The sequence below is a fragment of the Massilia sp. Bi118 genome, assembly GCF_918697865.1.
Taxonomy (GTDB): domain Bacteria; phylum Pseudomonadota; class Gammaproteobacteria; order Burkholderiales; family Burkholderiaceae_D; genus Telluria.
In genome coordinates, this window is sequence record NZ_CAKKMV010000022.1 from 21,520 (window position 1) to 46,305 (window position 24,786).

At 66.1% G+C, this 24,786-nt stretch carries 19 protein-coding genes; 12 read left to right on the forward strand and 7 right to left on the reverse strand.

Annotated elements, in window-relative coordinates:
* The first annotated feature begins 115 nt into the window (after positions 1–115).
* Together LQV39_RS24065 and LQV39_RS24070 are read left to right on the forward strand one after the other, a co-directional pair.
* Positions 116–1,132, forward strand: coding sequence for a hypothetical protein (locus tag LQV39_RS24065; protein ID WP_230029719.1), 1,017 nt, complete (start codon positions 116–118; stop codon positions 1,130–1,132).
* A gap of 135 nt (positions 1,133–1,267) precedes the next feature.
* Positions 1,268–1,957 (forward strand): LamG-like jellyroll fold domain-containing protein, encoded by a 690-nt coding sequence (locus LQV39_RS24070; protein WP_230029720.1) that lies wholly within the window; start codon positions 1,268–1,270, stop codon positions 1,955–1,957.
* 146 nt (positions 1,958–2,103) lie between these two features.
* On the opposite strand, the gene LQV39_RS24075 is transcribed toward LQV39_RS24070, so the two are convergent.
* The 3 genes from LQV39_RS24075 to LQV39_RS24085 form a co-directional block, all read right to left on the reverse strand.
* The gene (locus LQV39_RS24075; protein ID WP_230029721.1) at positions 2,104–3,726 is read right to left on the reverse strand and encodes a M28 family peptidase; all 1,623 of its coding nucleotides are present in this window, start codon (positions 3,724–3,726) and stop codon (positions 2,104–2,106) included.
* 35 nt (positions 3,727–3,761) lie between these two features.
* Positions 3,762–6,101: a M28 family peptidase gene (locus LQV39_RS24080; protein ID WP_230029722.1), complete on the reverse strand. Its 2,340-nt coding sequence runs from the start codon at positions 6,099–6,101 to the stop codon at positions 3,762–3,764.
* A 78-nt stretch (positions 6,102–6,179) separates the two neighbouring features.
* The gene (locus tag LQV39_RS24085; protein WP_230029723.1) at positions 6,180–6,851 is read right to left on the reverse strand and encodes an energy transducer TonB; all 672 of its coding nucleotides are present in this window, start codon (positions 6,849–6,851) and stop codon (positions 6,180–6,182) included.
* Between the two features lie 197 nt (positions 6,852–7,048).
* Between LQV39_RS24085 and LQV39_RS24090 the strand changes: the two genes are divergently transcribed.
* The 7 genes from LQV39_RS24090 (at position 7,049) to LQV39_RS24120 (ending at position 15,318) form a co-directional block, all read left to right on the forward strand.
* Positions 7,049–7,699 (forward strand): response regulator transcription factor, encoded by a 651-nt coding sequence (locus LQV39_RS24090; protein ID WP_230029724.1) that lies wholly within the window; start codon positions 7,049–7,051, stop codon positions 7,697–7,699.
* A gap of 145 nt (positions 7,700–7,844) precedes the next feature.
* Positions 7,845–8,723, forward strand: a complete 879-nt coding sequence (locus LQV39_RS24095; protein WP_230029725.1) for a hypothetical protein — start codon at positions 7,845–7,847, stop codon at positions 8,721–8,723.
* The gene (locus tag LQV39_RS24100; RefSeq protein ID WP_230029726.1) at positions 8,720–10,234 is read left to right on the forward strand and encodes an ATP-binding protein; all 1,515 of its coding nucleotides are present in this window, start codon (positions 8,720–8,722) and stop codon (positions 10,232–10,234) included. The genes LQV39_RS24095 and LQV39_RS24100 overlap by 4 nt, the downstream gene beginning before the upstream one ends.
* A 38-nt stretch (positions 10,235–10,272) precedes the next feature.
* Entirely contained in the window at positions 10,273–11,961 is a 1,689-nt protein-coding gene (locus LQV39_RS24105) for a M14 family zinc carboxypeptidase (RefSeq protein WP_230029727.1), read from the forward strand.
* Positions 11,962–11,983: 22 nt separating this feature from the next.
* Positions 11,984–13,687, forward strand: coding sequence for a PQQ-dependent sugar dehydrogenase (locus LQV39_RS24110; RefSeq protein ID WP_230029728.1), 1,704 nt, complete (start codon positions 11,984–11,986; stop codon positions 13,685–13,687).
* 149 nt (positions 13,688–13,836) lie between these two features.
* Positions 13,837–14,412 (forward strand): type IV toxin-antitoxin system AbiEi family antitoxin domain-containing protein, encoded by a 576-nt coding sequence (locus LQV39_RS24115; protein ID WP_230029729.1) that lies wholly within the window; start codon positions 13,837–13,839, stop codon positions 14,410–14,412.
* 3 nt (positions 14,413–14,415) lie between these two features.
* Positions 14,416–15,318 carry a nucleotidyl transferase AbiEii/AbiGii toxin family protein gene (locus LQV39_RS24120; RefSeq protein WP_230029730.1) on the forward strand — a complete coding sequence of 301 codons (903 nt, stop codon included), beginning with the start codon at positions 14,416–14,418 and terminating at the stop codon, positions 15,316–15,318.
* A 58-nt stretch (positions 15,319–15,376) separates the two neighbouring features.
* Here the strand turns inward: LQV39_RS24120 and LQV39_RS24125 are convergent, their stop codons facing one another.
* The 3 genes from LQV39_RS24125 to LQV39_RS24135 all read right to left on the reverse strand — a co-directional run bounded on the left by LQV39_RS24125 (position 15,377) and on the right by LQV39_RS24135 (position 19,093).
* Positions 15,377–17,188 (reverse strand): DUF885 family protein, encoded by a 1,812-nt coding sequence (locus LQV39_RS24125; protein WP_230029731.1) that lies wholly within the window; start codon positions 17,186–17,188, stop codon positions 15,377–15,379.
* Positions 17,189–17,272: 84 nt separating this feature from the next.
* Positions 17,273–18,421: a branched-chain amino acid ABC transporter substrate-binding protein gene (locus LQV39_RS24130; protein WP_230029732.1), complete on the reverse strand. Its 1,149-nt coding sequence runs from the start codon at positions 18,419–18,421 to the stop codon at positions 17,273–17,275.
* A 186-nt stretch (positions 18,422–18,607) separates the two neighbouring features.
* Positions 18,608–19,093: an Lrp/AsnC family transcriptional regulator gene (locus LQV39_RS24135; protein WP_230029733.1), complete on the reverse strand. Its 486-nt coding sequence runs from the start codon at positions 19,091–19,093 to the stop codon at positions 18,608–18,610.
* A gap of 163 nt (positions 19,094–19,256) precedes the next feature.
* Between LQV39_RS24135 and LQV39_RS24140 the strand changes: the two genes are divergently transcribed.
* Together LQV39_RS24140 and LQV39_RS24145 are read left to right on the forward strand one after the other, a co-directional pair.
* A complete protein-coding gene (locus tag LQV39_RS24140; RefSeq protein ID WP_230029734.1) occupies positions 19,257–21,347 on the forward strand; it encodes an aminotransferase class V-fold PLP-dependent enzyme in 2,091 nt (696 codons plus the stop codon).
* A 150-nt stretch (positions 21,348–21,497) separates the two neighbouring features.
* Positions 21,498–22,385, forward strand: a complete 888-nt coding sequence (locus LQV39_RS24145; RefSeq protein ID WP_230029735.1) for an outer envelope protein — start codon at positions 21,498–21,500, stop codon at positions 22,383–22,385.
* On the opposite strand, the gene LQV39_RS24150 is transcribed toward LQV39_RS24145, so the two are convergent.
* Complete coding sequence (locus LQV39_RS24150) at positions 22,386–22,871, reverse strand: Lrp/AsnC family transcriptional regulator (RefSeq protein ID WP_230029736.1); 486 nt, start codon at positions 22,869–22,871, stop codon at positions 22,386–22,388.
* 75 nt (positions 22,872–22,946) lie between these two features.
* Here LQV39_RS24150 and ilvB point away from each other — a divergent pair, with 75 nt between their 5' ends.
* On the forward strand, positions 22,947–24,671 hold the full coding sequence (gene ilvB / locus LQV39_RS24155; protein ID WP_230029737.1) for a biosynthetic-type acetolactate synthase large subunit: 1,725 nt from the start codon (positions 22,947–22,949) through the stop codon (positions 24,669–24,671).
* Positions 24,672–24,786: the final 115 nt, after the last annotated feature.

Consider the following 24,786-nt stretch of genomic DNA (forward strand, 5'->3'; position numbering starts at 1 on the left):
GCATCACACATATCGAATCCTGTCACTCAGCATGGGTTCCCGTTTTCACGGGAACGACGAGTTTGCGTAGCAGTGATTTGTTGACAATTAATTGCCAACCAATCAGTATTCGCCCATGTCCCGCAAAAAGAACAGCCGTCAGTGGGCCCGCCTGCGCATCCTGTGCTATGCGGGTCTCGACCTGATGACGATCGTCCCGGACGCCTTCGGGCTGGTGCGTGAGCTCATCCCGAATGCCTCCGCCCACCTGGTGCTGCGTCCGCAGCTGCCGGCGCAGCCGGTGCCGGACGCCGTCGAGGACGACGCCGTCTTTTCCCGGGTGCTGCCGCCGCCCGAAGGATACTTTTACAGCGACCACGCCAACTTCACCGCGCCCACCGCGCCGCCGGTCCACGTGCTGGAGACGGCGCTGGAAATCGGCGGCCGCAGGCGCGGCGAGATCGTCCTGTGGCGCGAAGAAGGCCCGGCCTTCGACCGCCATGACGAGGAAGACCTGGAGCGCGTCGCCGGCTACTTCGCGCACGTGCTGCGCAACGCGCCGGAGCTGGGCGCGGGCGGGGCCGGCGTGATCGAAGACGAAGCCATGCTGCTGGCCACCGGCGACGGCCAGATCCTCTACCTGAGCGACTCCGCCGGCGCTTTGCTGGACCAGCTGGCGGCGCAGGAGCGCCAGACTTTCGACCGCCGCACCGTGCCGCCCTTCTGCATGCGGCTGGTGGAGTCGGTGGTGCACGGCGACCGCTATCCCTGGCTGCTGCCGCTGGGGACCCTGGCGATGGGCGGCGGCATCCTCGAAGCGCGCGCCCAGTGGATGAGCGTGGGCGGCGCCGCGGCCCTGCACACGGGCGGCGATGCGGGCGCGGCCAGCCGCACGGTCGGCATCTTCATGAAGTTCGTGGTGCCGCTGCCGCTGCGCATCTGGCGCGCGATCGGCTCGGTCGAACTGTCGCCGCAGCAGGCGGAGGTGGCGTTCTGGATGGGCGTGGGCGGCGGCCGCGAATCGGCGCGCGCGAACATGGAAGTCAGCGACGCCGTGCTGCGCGACTGCGTGAAGGCAGTCTACGAAAAATTCGGCTGCTCGTCCGAGGCCGGCCTCCTGGAACAGCTGCGTCCCGCTATTTCTAGGATGTAAAAGGTAACCCCACCCATGGGGGTGGGAACTTGTTGCCCCAGCAATTACTATTTTTCCTGAGGGGAAACACGAAAAGGGCCGGCCCCGGACCGTGTTTCCCGATGATTTCAGCTTCAAGAACTCAGGGAAAATGACATGAAACTTCGCCAAGTACTGGCCGTGCTCGCGCTGTTCGCCGCCGTCGACAGCCATGCGACGCTGATCCATCAGTACGAGCTGAACGGCAGCCTGAAGGACCAGCTGGGCGGCCCGGACCTGGTGGCGAATGGCGGTTCCCTAAAGGCGCAGGGCTATGCCTTCCAGCCTAACCAGGGCCTGCAGCTGCGCGAAGACCTCGGCGCCGACTACACCATCGACATGGTCTTCCACCTGGACACGCTGGGCAACTGGCGCAAGATCGTCGACTTCAGCGACCTCAAGAAAGATATCGGCTTCTATGCGTCCGGCAGCGCCTTCTCCTTGTACGACTATGGCGGCAGCGCCGGCAGGATCGCCGCAAAACAGGATGTGCGTCTCACGCTGAGCCGCACGGCGGATGCGATCCTGAACGTCTACCAGGACGGCAAGCTCGTGGTGGCGCTGAACGACAGCAAGCATTACGCCGATTTCACCGGCCACTACGCGAACTTCTTCCGCGACGATAACAACGGCGGCGAAGCCACCGCCGGCGCGGTCGACTTCATCCACGTCTACGACAACGCACTCAACGCGGCCGAGGTGCAGCAGCTGCTGCAAGCCGGCCAGGTGGCCGAGCCGGCCAGCGCCTTGCTGCTGCTCTGCGGGATCGGCATGCTGGGCATTGCCAGGCGCCGCCGCCTGGCTTGAGGCGCGGCGCACGCGAGAGATCGCTTATTCCTTACAACGAACGAAAGGGGGCTCTATCGAGGTGATCAAAGACAGCTAGCTTGCACACAAAGACGGGTATTCCCGCGCAGCTTTTCCGGGCTGCGCGGGAATTCTATTTGCGCGTCTTATTTGTTTGCAGCGCGGGCTTTCGCAAACTGGTCACCCGCTTGCCAGGCCGGCATCGCCGGCGCATCGGCCACCATGCGGCCCAGGTTCAGCGTGTACTGCGCCTGCTGCACCATGCCGGACAGGTCCCAGTTCGGATCGTATTCGTCGCTGGCCTGGTGGTAGCGTGCGGAATAGGCCTTGCGTTTGGCGTCGCTGGCCTCCTTGTCCTTCACCCAGTCATGGCCGCTGCCGACCGAGAAAGCCGGCACGCCGGCCTTGGCGAAGCTGAAATGGTCGCTGCGAAAGTAGCCGCCGCTCAGGTCCGGATGGGCCGGCGCCACCGTCAGCTTCATCGCCTTGGCGGTGCTGGCGGCCGCCGCGCCCAGGGTGCTGCGTTCGCTGCCCTGCACGCTGACGTCCCTGACGGCGCCGACGAAGTTCAGGCTGTCCAGGTTGAGCGCGGCCGCGGTTTTATCGAGAGGCCACAGCGGACGGGCGGCATAGGCCGCGCTGCCCAGCAGGCCCTGTTCTTCCGCCGCCACCCACAGGAACATCTGGCTGCGCTTGGCCGGGTGGCGCACCGCTTCCTGCGCCATTGCCAGCAGGCCGGCGCTGCCCGAGGCGTTGTCGACGGCGCCGTTGAAAATCGTGTCGCCGCTGTCGCCCTGCTTGCCGAGGTGGTCCCAGTGCGCGCTGTAGATCACCAGTTCGTCCTTCAGTTTCGGATCGGTGCCCGGCACGATGCCGGCCACGTTGAACTGCTCCAGCGTGCGCACCGCGGCCCTGGTCTGGCCATGCACGCGGGCGTTCAGCGGCACCGGCTTGAAGGACTTGTCCTCGGCGGCGGCGCGCAGCGACTCCAGGTCCTGGCCGGCGGCGCTGAACAGGGCGCGCGCGCTGGCGTCCGTCATCCAGCCCTGCATGCCGGTGCCGAGGTCGGCGTCGGCCAGCTGGAAGCGCTCGGCGGTCCAGCTGTTCTGCACCACGCTCCAGCCATACGAGGCGGAGGCGTCGGTGTGGATCAGCAGCACGCCGGCGGCGCCGCGGCGCGCGGCTTCCTCGAATTTATAGGTCCAGCGGCCATAGTAGGTCAGGCCCTTGCCATTGAAACGGCCTGGCTCCGCGCCGGTCGGCGCCGGGTCGTTGACCAGCATGACCAGCAGCTTGCCTTTCACATCCAGGCCCTTGTAATCGTCCCAGCCGCCTTCTTCCGGCGCGGCGATGCCGTAGCCGACGAAGACCAGTTCCGCGTCCATGTCGTGCACCGGCTTCGCATCGCCCGGCGCCCACACCCAGTCTTTTGCGAAGCTCAGCGCCAGCGGCTTGCCGCCCGCGACCAGAGACACGGAGCTGTCCTGAGGCTGCGCCTTGACGCCGGCAATGCGCACGCTCTGGCGGTAGCTGCCTTTATTCGCCGGCAGCAGCCCGGCGGCCAGGGCCTGGTTCTCCAGATAGGCGACGGTCAGCTCGCCGCCGCGCTGGCCGGTGCCGCGGCCTTCGAGCAGGTCCGAAGACAGGAAGGCGAGGTGGGCGCGCAGCGGCGCCTCTTGAACGATTGCGGAAGCGACGGGCTTGGCCGCGTGCGCGGAAAAGGCCAGCGCCAGGCTGGCGGCGATGGCCGTGTGGACGATCTTGTGCATGGATTCCTGCCGAGTGAATGGAGTGCGCGGCCATTCTAGCGGAATAAAAGCACGTCGGCGGAGATCGTGGTGGCGGTTTGCGGCAGCAGGCGCGGAAGCATGCCGGCGGGGCGGGGCGGCAGGTCGCGTTCGGGCAGGCCGGGTATGCGCTCCTGGACGTAGACCAGGAAACCCGGTTCGCCGATGACGTCGATGGCGAAGTGCAGGTCGCGGTCCTGCATCCCGTGCAGGTCCAGCGTCCAGCCCCGGTAACGCCGGTCGGTCAGCACGCGGCCGTTGACGCTGGTCCTGATGGTCTCCGCGCCGACGATGCGCAGCACCAGTGCGGGCGCCCGGTTCTTCGAACGCAGCAGGAATTCGATGTGACGGCCGCCGTTGACGTACTCGCTCTTCTCGACGAGCAGGTAGGGGTAGGCGACGCTGTCGTCGCGTTCGGCGGCCGCATACCAGACCGGACTGCCGTCGGGGCCGAACAGATAGGGCAGCCGGTAAGGATGCATGGTGTTGGGGAAGATCCGGCGCGTCCAGGCATCCAGCGGCGCCGGCGGATACATCCAGAAGGCTTGCCAGCTCAGGGCGTCCTTGTAGTAGACCACGCGGTTCGGCTGCGGCAGTTCGGGCGGCGCCGGGTCGCCGCGGTGGGCCAGCACCATGCAGGCCCATACGCCGAGCAGCAGCGGCCGCACCAGCAGGCGCGCGCCGACTTCCGCCAGCAGTGGGCCGCACAGGGACGGCAGGCAGCAGGCCAGCACCGAGGGCAGCACCAGCCAGCTCGGCGACACGAACAGCAGGCTGTCGCGTGCCGCCGGCACGATCAGCAGCGCTGCCGGCAGCGCCGCCAGCAGCAGCACGATGCGCCGGCGCGCCGCCGTCCAGTCCTGCGCGCGGCGGCTGGCCAGGACCAGCCAGGCCGCCTGCGCCGCCAGCAGCGGCCAGGCCAGCACGTAGCTGGCGCCCGGCGCGAACCAGCTGACGACCAGCAGGGCGACGGTGAGCAGGCCGAGCGCGCCCAGCGTGGTGGCATTGACGCCGATCCGCCGCTGCAGGAGGCGCTGCAGGCCAATGAACACGGCCACCGGCAGTAGCGTGAACGCCAGCAGCTGCCAGCGCACGCCGGCATCCAGCGCCGGGCCCTCGGCCAGCAGGCCGGCGTCGTAGCGTGGCGCGAGCCCGGGCAGGAAATCGCGGACGATCCAGGCGCCGGCGGTGGCCAGGATCGCCATCGCCAGGCAGCCGAAGGCGCCGTGCACGATGTCGGTGCTGTCGACGCCCCTGCGCCGGATGCCGGCGCGGCAGGCGGTCACGTACAGCAGGCAGGCCAGCAGGCTCACCGGCCAGACCATCGGGTAGCCATAGTGCAGCACGCCCAGGCCGGGGAGGGCGAAAAACACCTGGCCGCGCGCTTCCGCTTCCGGCAGGGCGGCCGCGCCGAAGTGGCGCAGCAGGGCCAGCATGGTGTCGCCTTCGTGCTGCAGGCTGGCGCGGTCCAGGCGTTCGGGCACGTCCCAGGCGCCGCCGCCCAGCGGCCCGGCGGTGGTGGCGAAATGCAGCACCGCCGGCCCCGGTTCGGCCATCAGCGCCGCGCCTTCGTGATGCGGCAGCCTGTCATAGAGCGCGCCCATGAAGGACGAGCCCTGCGGGTCGGGCGCCAATGCGGACCAGGCGCCGACCGTAAAGCCGTCCGCGCGGTCGGCGCCGATCAGCTGCAGTGCGCCGCGGTTGCCGGGATTGTCGAAGCGCAGCGCGACCCTGGCGCGGCGCGCCCACGGGTGCGACTGCATGAAGCCGCGCGTGCCCAGCGCCTGGGCGGCATCGCCGTCGGTGAACACGGCCAGCACATCGTTGTCGAGCGCCGGACCGGCCTGCAGCACGCGCAGGGTTTCCAGCAGCGCCGCGCTGGAGGCGGCGCCGTCGGCCGCGCCCAGGCTGTCGGCGGCGGAATCGTAGTGGGCCAGCGCCAGCACCGCCGGCCTGGCGCCATGGCCGGCCACGATGCCGGGCTTCCTGACGACCACGTTATGGACTTCGGCCATGGTCACGCGCACGTTGGCGGTCATATCGCCGGATGCGGTCCGCACCATCCCGGTCTGCACCTCCGGCTCCAGCCCGATCGCGCGCAGCTGGACCAGCAGGTAGTCGCGCGCCTGCTGGTTGGACTTGCTGCCGACCGGGCGCGGCGCGCCGGCAATGGCCTGCACGTGAGCCTGGGCGCGCGCGGCGGAAAATCCGCCGGCGGCAGGCGTCCTGTCGGCCGCGGGCGGCGCGGGAAGATGGCGCGGGGCCAGCGCGAGCCAGGCCAGCAGCGCGCCGAGCAGGCATGCGGCGGCGAGACCCTGGTAGCCGGCGGCGCCGGGCAGGGTGGAATCGTGGGACATCGATACTCCAGGCGAAAAAAAGCCCGCCAGGCTGAGAGGAGAGCGGCGGGCTGAAAAGGAACGCGTTACATGACCGGCTTAGTCGAGCTTCCAGACATAGGCCAGCTGCGCCCAGCCGGCTTCCGGCGCACCGTTGCTCATGGCGGGCTTGAACTTGCACAGGCTGAGCGCATTCAGGGCGGCGCGGTCGAGAACCCGCGAGCCGCTTCCATGCTCGACGCGCGCCGAACTCACGCGGCCGTCGACGCCGACCAGCAGGGCCAGGACTGTGGTGCCGGTTTCGCCGTTGCGGGCCGCGCTGGACGGGTAGTCCGGCAGGGCGCAGCCATTGGCGTCGGCGAACACCGCGGCGTGCATCTGGCCGGTGTTGGCGCCGGGCTTGATGGCCGGCGGGCCTTCGACCGCGGGCTGGGCCGGGACGGACGGCTGCGGCGGCGTTTCGGTCTGCACGGCGGCCTGGATCTGCGGCGGCACCGGCGGCGGCGCCACCTCGACTTCGACCTTCGGCACCACGATTTCCGGCGGCGCCATCTGCTGCTGCACCGGCTTCGGCGGCTCGGGCGGCGGAGGCGGGGGCACGTGTTCCGGTTCAATCATCACCAGCACCTGCTCGGGCAGGCTGGAAATCGAGATATGCCGGGTGTTCATGCTGTGGACGAACAGGGTGCCGAGCACCACGTGCAAGCCGGCCACCAGCATGAACTTGGTGGTTTTGCTGCCACTACCATGGTTCGAGTAAGAGAAATGCATGGCCATCCTCCTTTGTTGTTGTCGAGCACGAAGCGGTTTTGTCTAATCTGTGGAATCAATATATGCTAGTAGCTAGCAATGTGTAAAGCGAATTCTTGGTAAATTTTCTTCCAGGCCTTGCATGCTCCGACTTCGTTGGTATTGCCGTACTAATATGGAATAATCACACCATTCACATGCCATAGAATGGTAAGCAGATGCCTAAAGAACAAAAGCCGATCCGCGTGATGCTGGCGGACGATCACCCGATCGTGATGACCGGTTTCGCCATGTCGCTCGGGGCCCAGGGGATGGAAGTGGTGGGACAGGCCAAGTCGCCGAGCGAGGCGGTGGCAATGTACGCCGAGCAGAAGCCGGACGTGGTGGTGCTGGACATCCGCTTTGGCACCGAGCTGACCGGCATGGACGCCGCCCAGAACATCCTGAAGACCGATCCGCAGGCGAAAATCGTGTTCCTCAGCCAGTTCGACCAGGACAGCCTGATCAAGGAAACCTACCGCATGGGCGCGCACGCCTTCGTGACCAAGGACTGCGACCCGGCCGACCTGGCCGAAGCCGTGCGCCAGTCGCACGCCGGCAAGCTGTACTTCCCGCCGCAGATCGCCGAACGCCTGGCCAGCCTGGCCGTGCGTGGCGACGTCTCGCCGCAGTCGATGCTGGACGAGCGCAGCCTGGAGATCTTCAGGCTGATGGCCGAGGGCCTGACCAACAACGAGATCGCCGAGCGCCTGAATCTGTCGACCAAGACGATCAGCAACATCAGCCAGTCGGTGAAGGAAAAGCTGGGCGTGCACCGGCAGGCGTATATCACCAAGCTGGCTGTGAAGCATGGCTTGATCCAGCCGTAATTTCGTGGGCTATGGACTTCGGATGCTCAGCATGGGGCGGACAGTGCAAAGGCACTGTCCGCGCGACCGCGGGAACGACGTGTTAGCTACGTCATTCCCGCGAAAGCGGGAATCCATACTCCGCCACCTGACACGCTGCCTTCTTTTGGCCAGCGCCCTTGCCGCCACAAGCGCCCACGCCGCCAAACCCACGCAGCAACCCGCCGAAGGCTTCCGTTTCCAGATCCTCACCGCCGACGACAGCACCGTCACCCGGCGCATCGCCGAGGATCTGTATAAGCGCCTGGTCCCGATCTTCTCTCCCTTCCGCACCGAGCTGGCCCAGCGCCGCCGCATGCTCTACGTGGCCATCGGTCCGGCGGCGCTGCGCGAGGTGGCGTCGCGGCGCTGCGACTGCGTGGTGATCTCCGCCTTCACCTCGAGCCAGGTCTACCGTGCCATCATGGCCCAGGCCGCGTACGGCGGCGCCAGCCCGGTGGCCAGCACCGCCGTCTACGCGGAACCTGCGCCCACCGACCAACTGCGCCTGGCCACGCTGCTCTACCGCCGCCCGGTGCGGGTGGGCGCCATCCTCGGCGCCGGCACCGCCTTCCTGCGTCCGGCGCTGGAAGCGGACAAGGTGGCGGTGCTGGAAGGCGGCAACGACGACGACATCAACCGCCTGCTGAACCAGATCGCCCAGACCGACGTGCTGCTGGCACTGCCCGACAGCGCCATCTACAGCACCGAAAGCATCCGCAACATCCTGCTCTCGACCTACCGCCACAAGCAGGGCGTGATCGGCTTTTCCGGTGACATGGTCAAGGCCGGCGCCCTGGCCACGACTTATTCGGAAATCGAGGACATCGACGCCCAGGTCGCCGAGATCGCCAGCGCCTACGTGGCCGGCGGCGAGCTGGCGGCGCCGCAGTTCCCGCGCTACTTCCGCACCATCGTCAACGAAGGCGTGGCGCGTTCGCTCGACCTGCGGGTGGACAAGGAAGTGCGCAGCTTTGCCCACCTGCCGCCGGCGTCCCAGCCATGAAACGCCGCGGTTCCTTCCTGCGGTTCTGGCGCGGCTGGAGCATCGGCCTGCGCATGGCCTTCATCACCATGCTGCCGGTGGTGCTGCTGTTCTCGTCCTTCGTCTCCTATTCCTGGTATTCGCACCGCGCCCAGGTGGACGAAGAGCTGGCCGAGCGCGGCCGCATCCTGGCGCGCGCGCTGGCCGAAACCAGCGAGTACAACGTCATCTCCGGCAACCTGTCCGACCTGCGCCTGACCATCAACGGGCTGGTGCAGTCGGACCGCAGCATCTACCGCATCGATGTGGTCTACACCAACGGCAGCAACGCCGTCAGCGTGGTCTCCGAGCACCCGATCTCGGCCGAGCCGCGCTTCTACGAGGCGCCGATCCGCAAGCAGGTGGTATGGATCAACCTGTTCTCGGACAACGGCACGCCGCACGTCTCGGCTTCCAGCGACACCCGTCCGCCCACGTTCGCCCCCGAGGTCGTCGGGCGGGTGCAGGTAACCATGTCGCCGACCAGCATGGTGGCCAAGCAGCTGCGGCGCTTCCGCATCGAGCTGGCGATGGCGGCGCTGGCGCTGGCCGCGAGCGGCTTGCTGGCTTATTTCCTGGCGCGCAGCCTGACGGTGCCGCTGCGGGAAGCGATCGCGGTGCTGCGCGCGATCCGCGGCGGCGACTACCGCGTCGAGCTGCCGGTCACCACCGGCGGCGAGGTCGGCGAGCTGCAGGCCTCGATCGGCGAGATGTCGGTCGCGCTCGACCAGTCCAAGCAGGACCTCGAGAACAAGGTGGCCGAGCGCACCCGCGACCTGCTCGAGTCGCGCAACGAGGCCCTGCGCGCCGACGCCGACAAACGCAAGCTGATCCAGAAGGTCAACAACATCATCGAGGACGAGCGAAAAACCATCGCGGTCGAGATCCACGACGAGCTGAATGCTTCCTTGATCGCGGTGCGCCTGGAGTCGCAGACCATCCAGCAGCTGGCGGCCAAGGCCGTGCCCGGGCCGGAGGTCGAGCAGATCCAGTCCAAGGCCCAGGCCATCACCAAGCTGGCGCTCGACCTGTACGCCAACGGACGGCGCCTGGTGCGCCGCCTGCGCCCGGAAGTGCTGGACATGCTGGGCCTGCACGGCGCGGTCGAGGAGATGGTCAGCCATTACCGCTCCAGTTCCGGCATCGCTTTCGAATTCCACACCGAGGGCGACTTTTCGCGCCTGAACAACGAGCTGGCGATTTCCGCCTACCGCATCGTGCAGGAAGCGCTGTCGAACATCATGAAGCATGCGCACGCCACCGCGGCCCACGTCAGCCTGGTGCTGTCGGATGACGACGACGCCCTGCACATCGAGGTCGGCGACGACGGCGAAGGCTTCGACCCGGCCCTGGCCTCGGAGGGCATCGGCATCATCGGCATGCGCGAACGCGTGTTCGCCGTCGGCGGCACGATACAGGTGCGCTCACGGCCGGGACGCGGCACCACGGTGACGATCAAGCTGCCACTCAAGGACGATACTGCGGTATCGTAACGGTCTCCGCACCACCATCACCATCACACACGGTCATCATGTCGAATGAATTGAAGACGCCTTTCGAAAAGGGCAACCAGAACCAGACCACCACCTGGGCCGATTGCATCGCCTGGTACGAGGAACTCGCCAAGCGCCACCCGCGCGTGCTGCGCTTCAGCCAGATCGGCACCTCGGATGCCGGCGTTCCGATCCACGCCGGCGTGATCAGCGCCGACGGTGTGTTCGACCGCTTCGAGATCAAGCGTGACGGGCGCCCGGTGTTCTTCAACAATAACGGCATCCATCCAGGCGAGCCGGAAGGCGTGGACGCCTGTATGGCGCTGGTGCGCGACTTCTGCCAGGAGCCGCAGCGCCTGGCCGCGCTGGGCCGCACCGTGTTCATCTTCATCCCGCTGTACAACGTCGACGGCGCCTTCAACCGCCAGAACACCTCGCGCGTGAACCAGGACGGCCCGGAGTCCTTCGGCTTTCGCGGCAACAGCCGCCACCTCGACCTGAACCGCGACTTCGTCAAATGCGACACCCTGACCGCGCGCGTGTTCAACGAGTTCTTCACGGCCTGGGATCCGGACGTGATGGTCGACACCCACACCTCGAACGGCGCCGACTACAGCTACACCATGACCCTGATCCAGACCCAGGCCGACAAGCTGGGCGGAGAACTGGGCGAATTCCTGCGTGGGACCATGCTGCCGGCCATGTACGCCGACATGGACAAGCGCGGCTGGCCGACCTGCCCCTACGTGAACCCGGTCAAGGACATCCCCGACGAGGGCATCGCCGACTTCCTCGAGACGCCGCGCTTCTCGACCGGCTACGCAGCCCTGCACCACACGATCGGCTTCATGCCCGAGACCCACATGCTGAAGCCCTTCGCCGACCGCTATCACTCGATGCGCGCGCTGGTCGAAACGGCGCTCGATTTCACGGTCGCCAACGGCGAGCAAATCATCGCGCTGCGCCGCGCCGCCAGGGAGCAGGGCCGTACGCGCCGCGAGTGGCCGATCCACTGGGCGATGGACGAATCGAATCCGTCCAGCTTCCGTTTCAAGGGCTACGAAGCGAAATACAAACCGAGCGTGCTGGGCGACTACCAGCGCCTGTGGTACGACCGCAGCGCGCCCTACGAGAAGGACATCGCCTGGTATACGCATTTCACGGCCGACGTGGTCGTGTGGGCGCCGCGCGCCTACGTGGTGCCGCAACAATGGCGCGAAGCGATCGAGCGCCTGCAGTGGAACGGCGTGCGCATGGAACGCGTGGAAGCGGACCGCGAGCAGGAGCTGGCCTGCTACCACGTGAAGTCGGTGAGCTCGCGCCCGAACGCCTACGAAGGCCACATGTTCCACGACGACGTGCAGCTGGAACGCCGCTGCGCCAGCGTTACCCTGCGCGCCGGCGACTACATCGTGCCGCTGGACCAGGACAAGGCCCGCTACGCGGTCGAGATGCTGGAGCCGCTGGGCCACGACAGCTTCTTCCGCTGGGGCCTGTTCAACAGCGTGCTGGAAAAGAAGGAAGCGTATTCGGACTATGTGTTCGAGGACGAGGCCGAGAAGCTGCTGCGCGAGGAGCCGGAACTGGCGGCCAAATTCGCGGAGTGGAAATCGGCCAACCCGTCGCTGCTGAACGACCAGGGCGCGGTACTGGACTTCATCTTCGCCAACTGCGCGCGCTACCGCGAGCCGGAGTGGCGCCGTTATCCGGTCTTCATGATCGACTGAGCGTTTCGATAAGGAGAAGAACATGCATCGCACCACCCTGGCGTTTCATGCCACCGCGCTGGCCTGGCTGATGGCGGGCGCCGCCCAGGCTGCCCCTTCGGCCGGGCAGACCTATTTCGAGCGCAACTGCGCCAGCTGCCACACGGTCGACCCCAAGCTGGGCTCGCGCGCCGGCCCCGGCCTGTACAACGTGGTGGGCCGCAAGTCCGCCGCGGTGGCCGGCTACAACTACACCGACGCGCTGACGAAAGCCGGCGCCGCGGGTAAAACCTGGACCCGCGAAGAGCTCGACGTCTTCCTGCGCGACCCGAGCAAGGACGTGCCGGGCACCGCGATGCCGATCGGGGTCGCCGATGCGAAGGCGCGCGGCGCCGTGATCGACTACCTGGCTGCGCAAAGCGGCAAGGCCGCTGCACCGGCCGCTCGTGCTGCAGCGCCGAAGACCGCAGCCGCCGCCGGCGAAAAAGCCGGCGCCTGGACCGAGGACAAGCCGGGCGACCTGCACCACCTCACCATCGACAAGCTGGCGGCGCCCTTCGCCAGCGAGAGCGCCGGCAACGGTCCGAAGGTCGCCGCGCGGCCAAGCGGCGCCATGCCGGCCGTGCCGAAAGGTTTCAAGGTCTCGACCTTCGCCGCCGATACCGGCAAGGCGCGCCTGGCGCTGCGTGCGCCTAACGGCGACATCATCCTGGCCGAAACGGGCAAGGGCCAGCTGAGCATCCTGCGCTCGAAGGACGGCGACAAGAGCGACAGCGCGAGCGTGTTCGCCACCGGCCTGTCGCGGCCCTACGGCCTGGCGCTGTGGCCGTCCGGCGCGAATCCGAAGTACCTGTACGTCGCCAACGTCAACTCGGTGGTGCGCTTCCCGTATGCGAATGGCGACCTGAAGGCCAGGGGCGAGCCGGAAACCGTCGTCGACAAGCTGAGCGACACGACCGGCGGCCACACCACGCGCACGCTGGCGTTCTCGAAGGACGACAAGACCCTGTTCGTGTCCGTGGGCTCGGCCACCAACATCGCCAGCGGCATCGGCAACAAGCCGGCGCAGCCGCTGGCGCAGTGGGAGAAGGAGCACGGCCTGGGCGGCGCCTGGGCCGAGGAAACGGACCGCGCCACGGTGCTGGCGTTCGACGTCGACGGGAAGAACCGCCGCAACTTCGCCAACGGCCTGCGCAACTGCGTCGGCATGCTGGTGCATCCGCAGACGGGCGACCTGTTCTGCAGCGTGAACGAGCGCGACGAACTGGGCGACAACCTGCCGCCGGATTACATCACGCGTGTCAAGCAGGGCGGCTTCTACGGCTGGCCATGGTACTACCTGGGCGACCACGAAGACCCGCGCCTGAAGGGCATCCGCCCCGACCTGAAGGGCAAAGTGACGACGCCCGACACCCTGATCCAGGCCCACTCGGCGCCGCTCGGCATGGTGGTCTACCAGGCCCCGGCGGGCGCGAAGCACGCCTTCCCGAAGGAGTACGAGGGCGACATCTTCCTGGCCCTGCACGGTTCCTGGAACCGCGGCATCCGCACCGGCTATAAAGTCATCCGCGTGATGATGAAGAACGGCGTGCCGACCGGCCAGTACCAGGACTTCATGACCGGCATGGTGCTGAGCGACCGTGACGTCTGGGGCCGCCCGGCGGCGGTGACGGTGGCGCAGGATGGGGCGCTGCTGGTGGTCGACGATGCCGGTGGGGTGGTGTGGCGGGTGACGCCAGAGAAGTAAGTTTTCATGTTTCGAAGCGTCGGTAGAAGTGGATATCTACCGACGTTTAACAACTCTGAATCGATTTTATGTTCTAAACCGTCGGATTTTATTGACATTTACCGACGATATGGAACAATCAGGGCATGAGGAAAAAGCAGTCACCTATCATGCTTCTGGCCGCCGAGCGCCCAACATTTCGCGCTTCCGACGCGGTGAAGCTTGGGACGCCACGCATTACCCTCACGCGTCTTGTTCAGCAAGGCGAACTTGTTCGCGTGGCGCGTGGCCTCTACGCTAGTAGCAAGCGCGATAGCACTGAACTGGACGGGCTACTCGAGGTTGCGGCGCAAAGCCGGCAAGGCGTTTTCTGTCTTCTAACGGCACTGCGCTTCCATCGGCTAACCACACAAGCCCCTTTTGAAGTATGGCTGGCAATCCCCAACAAGGCGCGCATTCCCAAAATCGATTATCCGCCAGTGCATGTCGTCTGGTATTCAGGACAAGCGTTGAGCGAAGGGGTCGAAACCCATCTCATCGAAGGGCAGTCGATCAGGGTTTATAGCGTCGCCAAAACCGTCGCCGATTGCTTCAAGTATCGGAACAAAATAGGTATCGACGTTGCTCTAGAGGCTCTTCAAGACGCATGGAAGAAAAAGCGTGTGACGATGACCGAGCTATACCATTTCAGCAAAATTTGCCGAGTGGAAAAAGTAATGCGTCCGTATCTTGAATCGCTCATTTAGCCGATGAAAAACGTGTCCGATTCAGTTCTTGCCAAACTCAAGACCAAGGCGAAACAAGAAAACGTCGACTATCAACAGATGCTTACACGCTACGGCCTGGAACGCATGCTGTATCGGCTTTCGCGATCTGAGCACGCGAGATCTTTTTTATTGAAAGGCGCTATGCTTTTCAACCTGTGGTTCGACATGCCGCATCGCCCAACCACCGATGTGGACATGCTCGGCTTTGGAACGCATGGTTTGGACGCCCTCGCGAATATCTTCAAGGATGTCTGTGCTGTCGCATGCGAAGACGGGATCGTCTTCGATCCCGGTACTGTGCAGGCCGAAGAGATTAGGAAGGACGCCAATTACGAGGGCGTTCGCGTGACCTTCCTGGGGCTCATCAACCGCGTTCGTTGCCCTATTCAGGTCGACATCGGATACGGGGATGCAGTAACTCCGCAGGCCCTTGAAATCGATTATCCGGTCCTGCTTGCCGATATGCCGAGCCCGACGCTGCGGGCCTATCCAAAGGACACGGTGATCGCAGAGAAAACCGAGGCAATCGCCAAGCTGGCCATGGCCAATACACGTCTCAAGGACTACTTCGACTTATGGGTATTGAGCCAGTACGTGGAATTTGAGGGCGAGGTTTTGCACCAGGCGATCGCCGCCACTTTTGAGAGAAGAAAAACAGCCATTACCGCCGAGCTGATTGGACTGTCCGATGACTTTGCCAGCGATGGAAGCAAAAACAGTCAATGGAATGCGTTCACCAGAAAAAATAAGTTGAACGCCCCGGTTTTGCCGGAGGTGATCCGGCAACTCAAGGAATTCATAGTACCAGTCCTGTCGAGCGTCGCTGAAGGCCAGGATTTTAAAATGCACTGGTCCGAAGCCGGTCCTTGGCGAACATCTGAATAAGCTGGGTGACGTGAGCGCTCATTCATTCCGAGCGCACGCCACCCGGCTTCACCGAGGCTTACTTCGACGCCGCAATCCAGCGGTCGACCTTCTTCTCCAGCAGCTCCAGCGGCAGCGTGCCTTCGCCCAGCACGATCTCGTGGAACTTCGGCAGGCTGAATTTCGAACCGAGTTCTTTTTCGGCGCGGCGGCGCAGTTCCTGGATCTTCAGCGAACCGATCTTGTAGCCCAGGGCCTGGCCCGGCCAGGCCATGTAGCGCTCGGTCTCGCTGCGCGCGATCGACTCCGGATAGCCGAGGGTATCGCGCATGTACTGGATCGATTGCTCGCGGGTCCAGCCCTTCGCATGCATGCCGGTGTCGACCACCAGGCGCACGGCGCGCAGCATCTCGTCGTTCAGGTGGCCGAACCAGTCTTCCGGCTTGCCGTACAGGTTCATCTCGGTGCCGAGCGTCTCCGCGTACAGCGCCCAGCCTTCGGTGAAGGCGTTGTTGCCGCCGAACTTGCGGAAGTTCGGTAAGCCCAGTTCCTGCATCAGGGCGATGTGGAAGTGGTGGCCCGGCTGGCCTTCGTGCAGGAACAGCGTGACCATGCCGGGGCCGCTGTACTGCGTGGGATCGTTCACCACGGTGAAGAACGCGCCCGGACGCGAGCCGTCGGCGGCCGGCGGAGTGTAGTGGTCCGAGGCCGTGGCGCGCGTCAGCTCCGGCTCCAGCCGGATGTCGAGCGGCGTCTTGGGACGCAGCGAGAACAGCGCCGGCAGCTTGGCGTTCAGCTGGGCGTTGAGCTTGCGGTAGACCTCGATGATTTCGCCCTCGGTCTTGAAGGGCTTGTACTTGGCCTGTTCCGAGACCCAGGCCGGCAGGCCGGCGGCCGGACCGGTGTAGCCCATCTGCGGGCCGATGCGCGCGTACTCGCTCTGGATGCGCGCCACTTCCTGCAGGCCGATCTGGTGGATCTGTTCCGGCTGCAGGCTTGTCGTGGTCTGGCTCGCCACGCGCACCAGGTACCAGTCCATGCCCTGCGGCAGGGCGCTCCAGCCGGTGCTGGTGCGGCAGGCCGGGATGTATTCCTTCTCCAGGAAATCGGCCAGGCGGACCAGGGCCGGATTCAGCTTGTTGGCGATGGCGGCGCGGTAGCCGGCCGCCAGCTTCTTCTTGTCGGCGTCCGGGAACGAAGCCGGCAGCTTCTTCGCCGGCGTGTAATAGATGCTGTCTTCGGGCTTGGCGGCCACCAGCTGCTTGAACTGGGGCAGGGCGGACAGCATGATGGCCTTGGGCTGCACCACGCCGCGCTTGATCCCTTCGCGCATGTTGGCGATGGCCTGGTCGATCCAGGGGCCGAGCTGGTTCAGGCGGCTCAGGTAGGCCTGGTAGTCCTTCACCGTGGCCAGTGGCTGGGCGCCTTCGCCGCCGGCGTAGTTCGCCAGCGTCACCGGCAGGGCGTCCATCTGGTTGAGCGGCAGCAGGTGCTCGGGGAAGGGCTCGAAGCGCAGCGCGGTGGTGAGTTCGTAGTCGAGGATGTCGTAGCTGGTCTGGTCGCGCTGCGCCAGGGCGTCGCGCTTGATGGCGTGCAAACGCTTCTGATAGTCCTTGTAGCGCGCGAACTGGGCGGCGCGGTTCTTCGGCGCGATCGACATGCCGATCTGGTCGTTGAAGCGGCTGTCGCCGCTCTCGCCGGCCGAGACCGGGTCGAAGCGCGCCAGCGCATCGTAGTACTCGTCGGCCAGCTTGTTCAGCTGCTTCGATTCGGCGCTGCCGGCGGTTTTCGCAACGGCGGCTGCCGGGGCAGCGGCTTCGATCGCGCCGGCGGGCGCGCAGGCGAGCATGGCGGCGCAAGCGAGCGCGCCCAGTGTCAGGATCTGTTTCATGTGTCGTGGTGCTTTGAAATGAATAAAGGCGGCGACAAGGATACGCTTGTCGCCGCCTGTAGGGCCAGTCTTTACGACGGCCGATTAGTAGCTGGCCAGCGGCGACAAGGCGCCGCCCTTGAAGGTGTACACGGTCACCGCGGTCTTTTTGAGGTTGCCGCTGGCGTCGTAGCCGTAGGTGCCGGCCACGCCCTGGTAGCTCATCGTGTGGAGAAGCTTGCTCACCGCGGCGGCGTCGACCGTGTTCGCGCTCTTGATGGCCTGGGCGATGAACATGGTCTGGTCGTAGAAGGCCGGCGCGTAGACGTCCGGCTCGCGCTGGAAGCGCTGTTTATAACGCTGCTTGAAGCCCGGGCCGCCCGGCTGCTTGTCGAGCATGGCGCCGGCCTGGGCGCACAGGACGTTTTCGCCGACCGCATCGCCGCCCAGCTTGGCCATCTCCGGGCTGCACAGGGTGTCGCCGCCGAGCAGGCGCACATTGGCCAGGCCGAGCTGCTTCATCTGGCGCGCCATCGGGGCGCCCTGCGGCGCATAGCCGCCGAAGAAGATCGCATCGACCTTCTTGGCGCGGAAGGCGGTGAGGATGGCGGCGAAGTCGCTGGCCTTGTCGTTGGTGAACTCGCGGCCGGCCACGTTCAGGCCGGAGGCGCGCGCCTGCTTCGCGAATTCCTCGGCGATGCCCTGGCCGAAGGCGGTGCGGTCGTCGATCACGCCGACGGTCTTGATCTTGAGTTCCTTGGCCGCGTAAGCCGCCATCGAGCCGCCGACCTGGTTGTCGCTGGCGACGATGCGGAACACGTTCGGATAGCGCGACTGCGTGATCTTGGGATTGGTGCCGACCGTCGACATCAAAATGCCGGCCTCGTTGTACACGCGCGAAGCGGGAATCGCGACGCCCGAGTTGTAGGGGCCGAGCACGAACTTGACGCCGGCGTCGGCGAATTTCTGGGCCACGTTCACGCCGGCTTTCGGGTCGCCCTGGTCATCCTCGGACATCAGTTCGAAGCGTAGGGTCTTGCCGCCCGCTTTGAGCTTTTGCGCGTTGAGTTCTTCGACCGCCAGGCGCACGCCGTTCTCGTTGTCCTTGCCGGCAAAGGCGTTCGCGCCCGACAGCGGGCCGCTCACGCCGATGCGCACCACTTGGTCCTGGGCCAGGGCGGCGGCGCCTGACGAGGCCAAAGCGGCGGCCAAAGCGGCCAGCGCCAGCGGCGCAATCTTGAAAATCGATGGCATTCTTGCTTGTCTCCGTTATGTTTCAACGCGCGCCATCATCGCACGATTCAGAGCACCTAACAAAGCCTCCATGGCGGCGTTGCATCGTCTCGCCGTACTAGCGTACTGTCTTCGTGGTCCGCCACTGCGGCGATGCGCCTTGCCCTGGAGGCTTTCCTAGGCGCTCTGTAAAACCTTCAGATAGGTTCAAGCGGCGAGTCCGTGCGAGATCAGTTCCAGCGGCAGCGCGGTGGTGCACTTGATCTGCTCCATCGAGAAGGCCGAGGAGACGCCGGCCAGTTGGGCGGTCTTGATCAGCTTCTTGTAGAAGCGGTCGTAGCCTTCGATGTCGGTGGTGACCACCTTCAGCAGGTAGTCGATGTCGCCGCTCATGCGGTGGAATTCGAGCACTTCGGGCAGGGAGATCACGGCCGAGGCAAAGCGCTCCAGCCATTTTTCGTCGTGCTCCTTGGCGCGCACGCTGACGAAGACCGTGACCGGCAGGCCGACCTTGTTGCGGTTGACGATGCTGACCCGGCTCTCGATGTAGCCCTCTTCCTCCAGGCGCTTGACGCGCTTCCAGCACGGGGTGCTGGACAAGCCGACTTTTTCGCTCAGCCCGGAAATCGACAGGGTAGCGTCCGCTTGCAGGGCGGCAAGAATCGCGCAATCGTACTTGTCGAGTGAGTTCATTTTATTTATGCAGTAAGAATGAGAATGCCAGTTCTTCTTTGAGGCGAAAACAAAGGAATTTTAGTACATCTTAACCTGCGTCAGTCCGTAACATATTACTCAAGTATGGAAGCTTGTGCGCATATTATTTTTTGTTTTTAGCAATTTTTTCGGCATTTAATTCATGAGTCACGATATCTACCTCGACGCCAACGCCACATCAAAGGTGCTGCCCGCCGCCGCCAGCGCCGCGCTCGAGGCGATGCAGGCCTGCTTCGGCAACCCGAGCAGCAGCCATGCGACCGGTCTGCGCGCCAAAGCCACCCTCGACGACGTGCGGGCGCGCGCGCGGCGCGTGCTGGGGGCGCCGAGCGGCCGGGTGATGTTCACCAGCGGCGCCACCGAAGGTATCCAGACCGCGGTGCTGTCGGCGCTGTGCGCGGTGCGCGAACGGCGCGCGGCGGGACTCGATGCCGGCGACCTGCTGATCTACGGCGCCACCGAGCACAAGGCGGTGTCGGAAAGCCTGGCGCACTGGAACCGCCTGCTGGATACCAATCTGACCCTGTGCGCGCTGCCGGTCGACGGCGCCGGCCGGCACCGGCTGGACCTGCTGCGCGAGCTGGCGCCGCGCGCGGCCATGGTCTGCACCATGGCCGCGAATAACGAGACCGGCGTGATCTCCGACCTGGACGGCATCGCCGCCGTGCTGCGCGAGCGTGCGGCGCACGCGTACTGGATGGTCGACTGCGTGCAGGCGCTGGGCAAGCTGCCGCTCGACCTGGCCAACTCGCGCATCGACTATGCACCCTTCTCGGGCCACAAGCTGTATGCGCCGAAGGGCATCGGCATGCTCTACGTGAAGGAAGGAACACCCTACACCCCGCTGATGATCGGCGGCGGCCAGGAAGCGGGCCAGCGCTCGGGCACCGAGAACATGGCCGGCATTGCGGCGCTGGGCGCCGTGCTGGCCGCGCTGGAAGAAGGCGACACCTTCCGCAGCCACGCCGAACTGGCCGCGATGCGCGCGCGCGTGGCGGCGGCGCTGGAGGAGGCCTTTCCCGGCATCGTCTACAACGCGCCTTTCGAACTGGCGCTGCCGACCACCCTGAATTTCGCCGTGCCGGACATGGCGAGCAAGGAACTGCTCGACCTGTTCGACGCCGCCGGCGTGCGCGTCAGCGCGGGCTCGGCTTGTTCCGCGGCCAAGGCCGCGCCCAGCTACGTGCTGGAGGCGATGGGCCTGCCGCGCTGGCGCACCAGCGGCGCCGTGCGCCTGTCCTTCGGGCCGCTGGCGACCGAGGCTTTCATCGACGAAGCCTGCGCGCGCATCCGCCGCTGCGGCCAGGCGGCGCGCCATCCGGCGCTGTCCGCCTCTAGACTCAGCGGCGACCGGCGCGGCCTGCTGCAGGTCAGCAGCGAGGGCCGCCACGGCTGGATCCTGTTCGACCTCGATGCAAACACCTGCGTGGCGATCGATCCGCCGGCCGGCATGGCGGCGCGGCTCGCGGCCCAGGTTCGGGACAGCGGCCTGCACATGCTGGCCGTGCTGGGCACCGGCGTCGATGCCGCCGGTGTCGACACCCGCGCCACGCTGCGCGCCGCCCTCGGACTGGACGCCGGTGAACAGGGCACGCTCGGCTGGCCGCGCGACGGCGGCATGGTGACGCTGGCCGACGGCAGCGCGGCGCCCGCGATCGCAGTCGGCGCCGAAGTGCTGGTGCGCCTGGCGGACGAGGATGGCAGCGGCGCCGCCTACCTGCTGGGCCACGCGGTCGGCGGCCGGCTGGATGCCGCCGCGGTGCGCCTGGCTTTCATCGGCGGCGCCGTCATGGCGGACGCCGAGGCCCAGGACCTGTCGCGCCTGATCGACGGCGGCACGGTGCTGTGCCATGGCCTCGACATCGGCGGCGCGCCCTGCACCACGGCGGAAGGCTTGCGCAAGGCCGGCCACACGCCGGGCGAGGCGCGGCAGCTGCGTCCGGAAGGACTGGACGACTTCCTGCGCATGCACGCGGATGCGCTGCTGGTCGACGTGCGCGAATCCTGCGAGCTGGAAGCGGGCGGCATCCGCCTGTGCGGCCGCGAGGCGCAGGCCTTGCCGCTGTCGCGCCTGGCCGAGCATCTCGACCAGCTGCTGGCGGCCCGGCGCCCGCTGGTGTTCGTCTGCCGCAGCGGCAACCGCAGCGCGCGGGCGGCGTCCTGCCTGCAGCGCCTGGGCCATCCGCAGGCCTGGAGCCTGACAGGGGGCGTGGCGCTGGCCGGCGCTCGCTGAGTCCGGACCGATTTCTTCCGAATCGTCGCCTGCCGCGCTGCGCGCCGGCGGGCCTTTGGCGCGCGCGCCACAAGCGCCCGCCGGCTGTGGCGGCTTCCCGCTACACTAGCGCTATCCCGGCCTTACTCACTCGATAACATAGGGAAAAAGATGAGCGAACGCAGCAACGCCGCGGCCCTGGCCGCCCTTGGATTCCTGGCTGTCGGCGCGAGCACCGCGCTGCCCGCGAGCGCCGCCGACTGGAGCGACACCGCCATCAGCTGGCGCTACGGACAGCGCTTCCGCGAGCCCTACAACCCGGCCGACATCAAGAAGCACATCTTCGCGCTGACCCACGCCAGCGGCTACAAGTACGGCTCGAACTACTTCAACGTCGACCTGCTGCAGTCGGACAGCAACGACCCCGGTTCGCTCAACCAGACGGACGGCGCCCAGGAGGCCTATATCGTCTACCGCCACACGCTCGACATCGGCGCGCTGCGCGGCGCCCCCATCGCCTATGGCCCCGTGAAGGGACTGGGCCTGGTGCTGGGCTTCGACTGGAACACCAAGAACGACGTCGGCTACAACTCGCGCAAGCGCATGCTGGTGGCCGGGCCGACCCTGATGTGGGACGTGCCGGGCTTCCTCAGCACCGGCATCCTGTTCCTCCGCGAGAGCAATGCGCCGAGCGGCGCCTTCCCGCCGATCTCCGAGGTGCGCGGCCGCTACACCTACGACTACCACCCGATGTTCTCGGCCAGCTGGGGCATTCCGATCCCCGATAGCTGGGCCTCCGGCTGGTCCTTCGAGGGCTACCTGAACTACATCGCCGCCAAGGGCCGCGACGAAGTCGGCAACCCGACCGGCGCCGAGACCAATCTCGACATGCAGCTGATGTACGACGTGGGGAGCCGCTTCGGGCAGCCGAAGAACCGCTTCCGCATCGGCCTCGAATACCAGTTCTGGAACAACAAATTCGGCAACACGGCGGCCACCACCGGCAGCCGCGGCCAGCGCGCCAGCACGCCCATGGTGCGCGCCGAATACCACTTCTGATCAGCCGGTCAGCGGCGTATCCGCCTTCTTCAGCGTGCGCAGCACGAAGCTGGATTTGCTGTGGCGGATACCCGGGATTTGGTACAGCTGTTCGCGCAGCAGCCGCTCGTAGTCGCGCGTGTCCTTGACCGCGATCCGGATGAAGTAGTCGTAGTCGCCCGAAATCAGGAAGGCTTCCAGGACTTCGGGAATGGATTCCAGTGCACGGGCGAAGGCATTCAGGGTCTCCTGGTTATGGCTGCCCAGCGTCACCTGCACGATCACCGTGTCCTGGTAGCCGATCTGCGCCAGGTCCACCTTCACGGTATAGCCCTGGATCGCGCCGCTGTCCGTCATGCGCTTGATCCGGTTCCAGCAGGAGGTGGTCGACAGCCCGACCGCCTTGCCGATCTCCTGCAGGGGCGTGCGCGAATCCTCGAGCAGGATGCGCAGGATGGCGCGGTCGTGGCTGTCGAAAATTTTTCCGTGATTCTCAATATTGTCCATAAATTTTTCAGTATTCAGGCGTAATTGGCTGAAATTATGAAGCACTTTCAGCGCCTGCGCCGATAAGATTCATGGATGAAAAATGACTTCCCGAGCGGGGCGCAGCTGCTGTTGCGCACCCTGATCGACGCCGGCGTCGATACCGTCTTCGGTTATCCCGGCGGGGCGGTGCTGCCGCTGTATGACGCCTTGTACCAGGAACCGCGCCTGCGCCATGTGCTGGTCAGGCACGAGCAGGCGGCGGTTCATGCTGCCGAAGGCTATGCGCGCTCGACCGGGCGCCTGGGCGTGGTCTTCGTCACCTCCGGACCGGGCATGGCCAATACGACCTCCGGCCTGCTCGATGCCCTGTGCGACTCGATTCCGGTCTTGTGCATCAGCGGGCAGGTCGCCACGTCCCTGATCGGCACGAACGCCTTCCAGGAGTGCGATGCGCTCGGCATTTCACGCGCGGTCACGAAGTGGAATGCGCAGGTCCGCAGCGTCGACGCCATCGCGGACACGATCCGCGCCGCGATTCGCCAAGCCACGCAGGGCCGGCCGGGGCCGGTGCTGGTCGATGTGCCGAAGGACCTTCAACTGGCGCGCGCTGCGCCGCCCGAGGTCCGTGCCGTGACTGCAGCCGCGCCCTTGCCGCCAGTCGCCGAGGCGCTGCTCGACCGGGCCGCGGCCTTGATCGCCGGCGCGGCGCGTCCCGTCTTCTACGGCGGGGGAGGGCTGATCAACGCCGGCGAAGAAGCCTGCGCCGGCTTCGCCGCGCTGGTGCGCATGAAGAACGCGCCGTGCACGCTCACGCTGATGGGGCTCGGCGCCTTTCCCGCCTCGGACCCGCGCTGGCTGGGCATGCTGGGCATGCACGGCACGCTGGAAGCCAACCTGGCGATGCACGAGGCCGACCTGGTGGTCTGCGTCGGCGCGCGCTTCGACGACCGGGTCACCGGCAAGCTCGCGGACTTCTGCCCCGGCGCGCGCATCGTCCACGTCGATATCGACCCCGCATCGATCGGGAAGATCGTGCGGGCCGACGTCGGCCTGGCCGGCGATTGCCGCGCCGTGCTGGCGGCCCTGGCGCGCAGGCTGGCGGCGATGGAGGCGCCGCTGGTATCGACGCCAGACTGGTGGCAACGCATCGAGAAGTGGCGCAAGGTGGGCAGCCTCGGTTTCAGCACCTCCACGCCGGCGATCGTACCGCAACAGCTGATGACGGCCCTCGCCGCCGGACTGGCCGGGCGCGACGCCATCGTCTCCACGGACGTGGGGCAGCACCAGATGTGGGCGGCCCAGTACCTGCGCTTCGATGCGCCGCGGCGCTGGCTGACCTCGGGCGGTGCGGGAACCATGGGTTACGGCATACCGGCGGCGATCGGCGCCCAGGTCGCGCATCCGGACAAGACCGTCGTGTGCGTGAGCGGGGACGCCTCCATCCTGATGAATATCCAGGAGCTGGCCACCGCGGTCCAGCATCGCTGTCCGATCAAGGTGGTCCTGTCGAACAACGGCTGCATGGGCATGGTGCGGCAATGGCAGGAGCTGCACCACGGCGCCCGCTACAGCCACAGTTATTCGGAAGCGCTGCCGGATTTCGTCGCGCTGGCGCGCGCTTTCGGCTGGCAGGCGCGCAGGGTCGAGCATGCGGACCAGCTCGAGGAGGCGCTCGCCGAGTGCCTGTCTTCAAGCGGTCCCTTCCTGCTCGACGTGGTGGTCCAGCAAACGGAAAACTGCTTCCCCATGATTCCTGCGGGGCGCGGGCACCATGAGGTCATGCTGGCCAAGGATCGCTTCTATGAGAGTGGCGAATAAGGGATTCAGCCGGGATATTCGCGCTGGCTTTATTTTTGTCAATTAACTAATAACAATTTAACATCGTTATGATCCGGTGATCAAGATGGGGGAGGGATGCAATTGCAAAAATTGC

Excerpts from the sequence above, each read along its gene's own strand:
- LQV39_RS24065 (WP_230029719.1), top strand. The coding sequence starts at position 116 with ATGTCCCGCAAAAAGAACAGCCGTCAGTGGGCCCGCCTGCGCATCCTG.
- LQV39_RS24070 (WP_230029720.1), top strand. The coding sequence starts at position 1,268 with ATGAAACTTCGCCAAGTACTGGCCGTGCTCGCGCTGTTCGCCGCCGTC.
- LQV39_RS24075 (WP_230029721.1), bottom strand. The coding sequence starts at position 3,726 with ATGCACAAGATCGTCCACACGGCCATCGCCGCCAGCCTGGCGCTGGCC.
- LQV39_RS24080 (WP_230029722.1), bottom strand. The coding sequence starts at position 6,101 with ATGTCCCACGATTCCACCCTGCCCGGCGCCGCCGGCTACCAGGGTCTC.
- LQV39_RS24085 (WP_230029723.1), bottom strand. The coding sequence starts at position 6,851 with ATGCATTTCTCTTACTCGAACCATGGTAGTGGCAGCAAAACCACCAAG.
- LQV39_RS24090 (WP_230029724.1), top strand. The coding sequence starts at position 7,049 with ATGCCTAAAGAACAAAAGCCGATCCGCGTGATGCTGGCGGACGATCAC.
- LQV39_RS24100 (WP_230029726.1), top strand. The coding sequence starts at position 8,720 with ATGAAACGCCGCGGTTCCTTCCTGCGGTTCTGGCGCGGCTGGAGCATC.
- LQV39_RS24105 (WP_230029727.1), top strand. The coding sequence starts at position 10,273 with ATGTCGAATGAATTGAAGACGCCTTTCGAAAAGGGCAACCAGAACCAG.
- LQV39_RS24110 (WP_230029728.1), top strand. The coding sequence starts at position 11,984 with ATGCATCGCACCACCCTGGCGTTTCATGCCACCGCGCTGGCCTGGCTG.
- LQV39_RS24115 (WP_230029729.1), top strand. The coding sequence starts at position 13,837 with ATGCTTCTGGCCGCCGAGCGCCCAACATTTCGCGCTTCCGACGCGGTG.
- LQV39_RS24120 (WP_230029730.1), top strand. The coding sequence starts at position 14,416 with ATGAAAAACGTGTCCGATTCAGTTCTTGCCAAACTCAAGACCAAGGCG.
- LQV39_RS24125 (WP_230029731.1), bottom strand. The coding sequence starts at position 17,188 with ATGAAACAGATCCTGACACTGGGCGCGCTCGCTTGCGCCGCCATGCTC.
- LQV39_RS24130 (WP_230029732.1), bottom strand. The coding sequence starts at position 18,421 with ATGCCATCGATTTTCAAGATTGCGCCGCTGGCGCTGGCCGCTTTGGCC.
- LQV39_RS24135 (WP_230029733.1), bottom strand. The coding sequence starts at position 19,093 with ATGAACTCACTCGACAAGTACGATTGCGCGATTCTTGCCGCCCTGCAA.
- LQV39_RS24140 (WP_230029734.1), top strand. The coding sequence starts at position 19,257 with ATGAGTCACGATATCTACCTCGACGCCAACGCCACATCAAAGGTGCTG.
- LQV39_RS24145 (WP_230029735.1), top strand. The coding sequence starts at position 21,498 with ATGAGCGAACGCAGCAACGCCGCGGCCCTGGCCGCCCTTGGATTCCTG.
- LQV39_RS24150 (WP_230029736.1), bottom strand. The coding sequence starts at position 22,871 with ATGGACAATATTGAGAATCACGGAAAAATTTTCGACAGCCACGACCGC.
- ilvB (WP_230029737.1), top strand. The coding sequence starts at position 22,947 with ATGAAAAATGACTTCCCGAGCGGGGCGCAGCTGCTGTTGCGCACCCTG.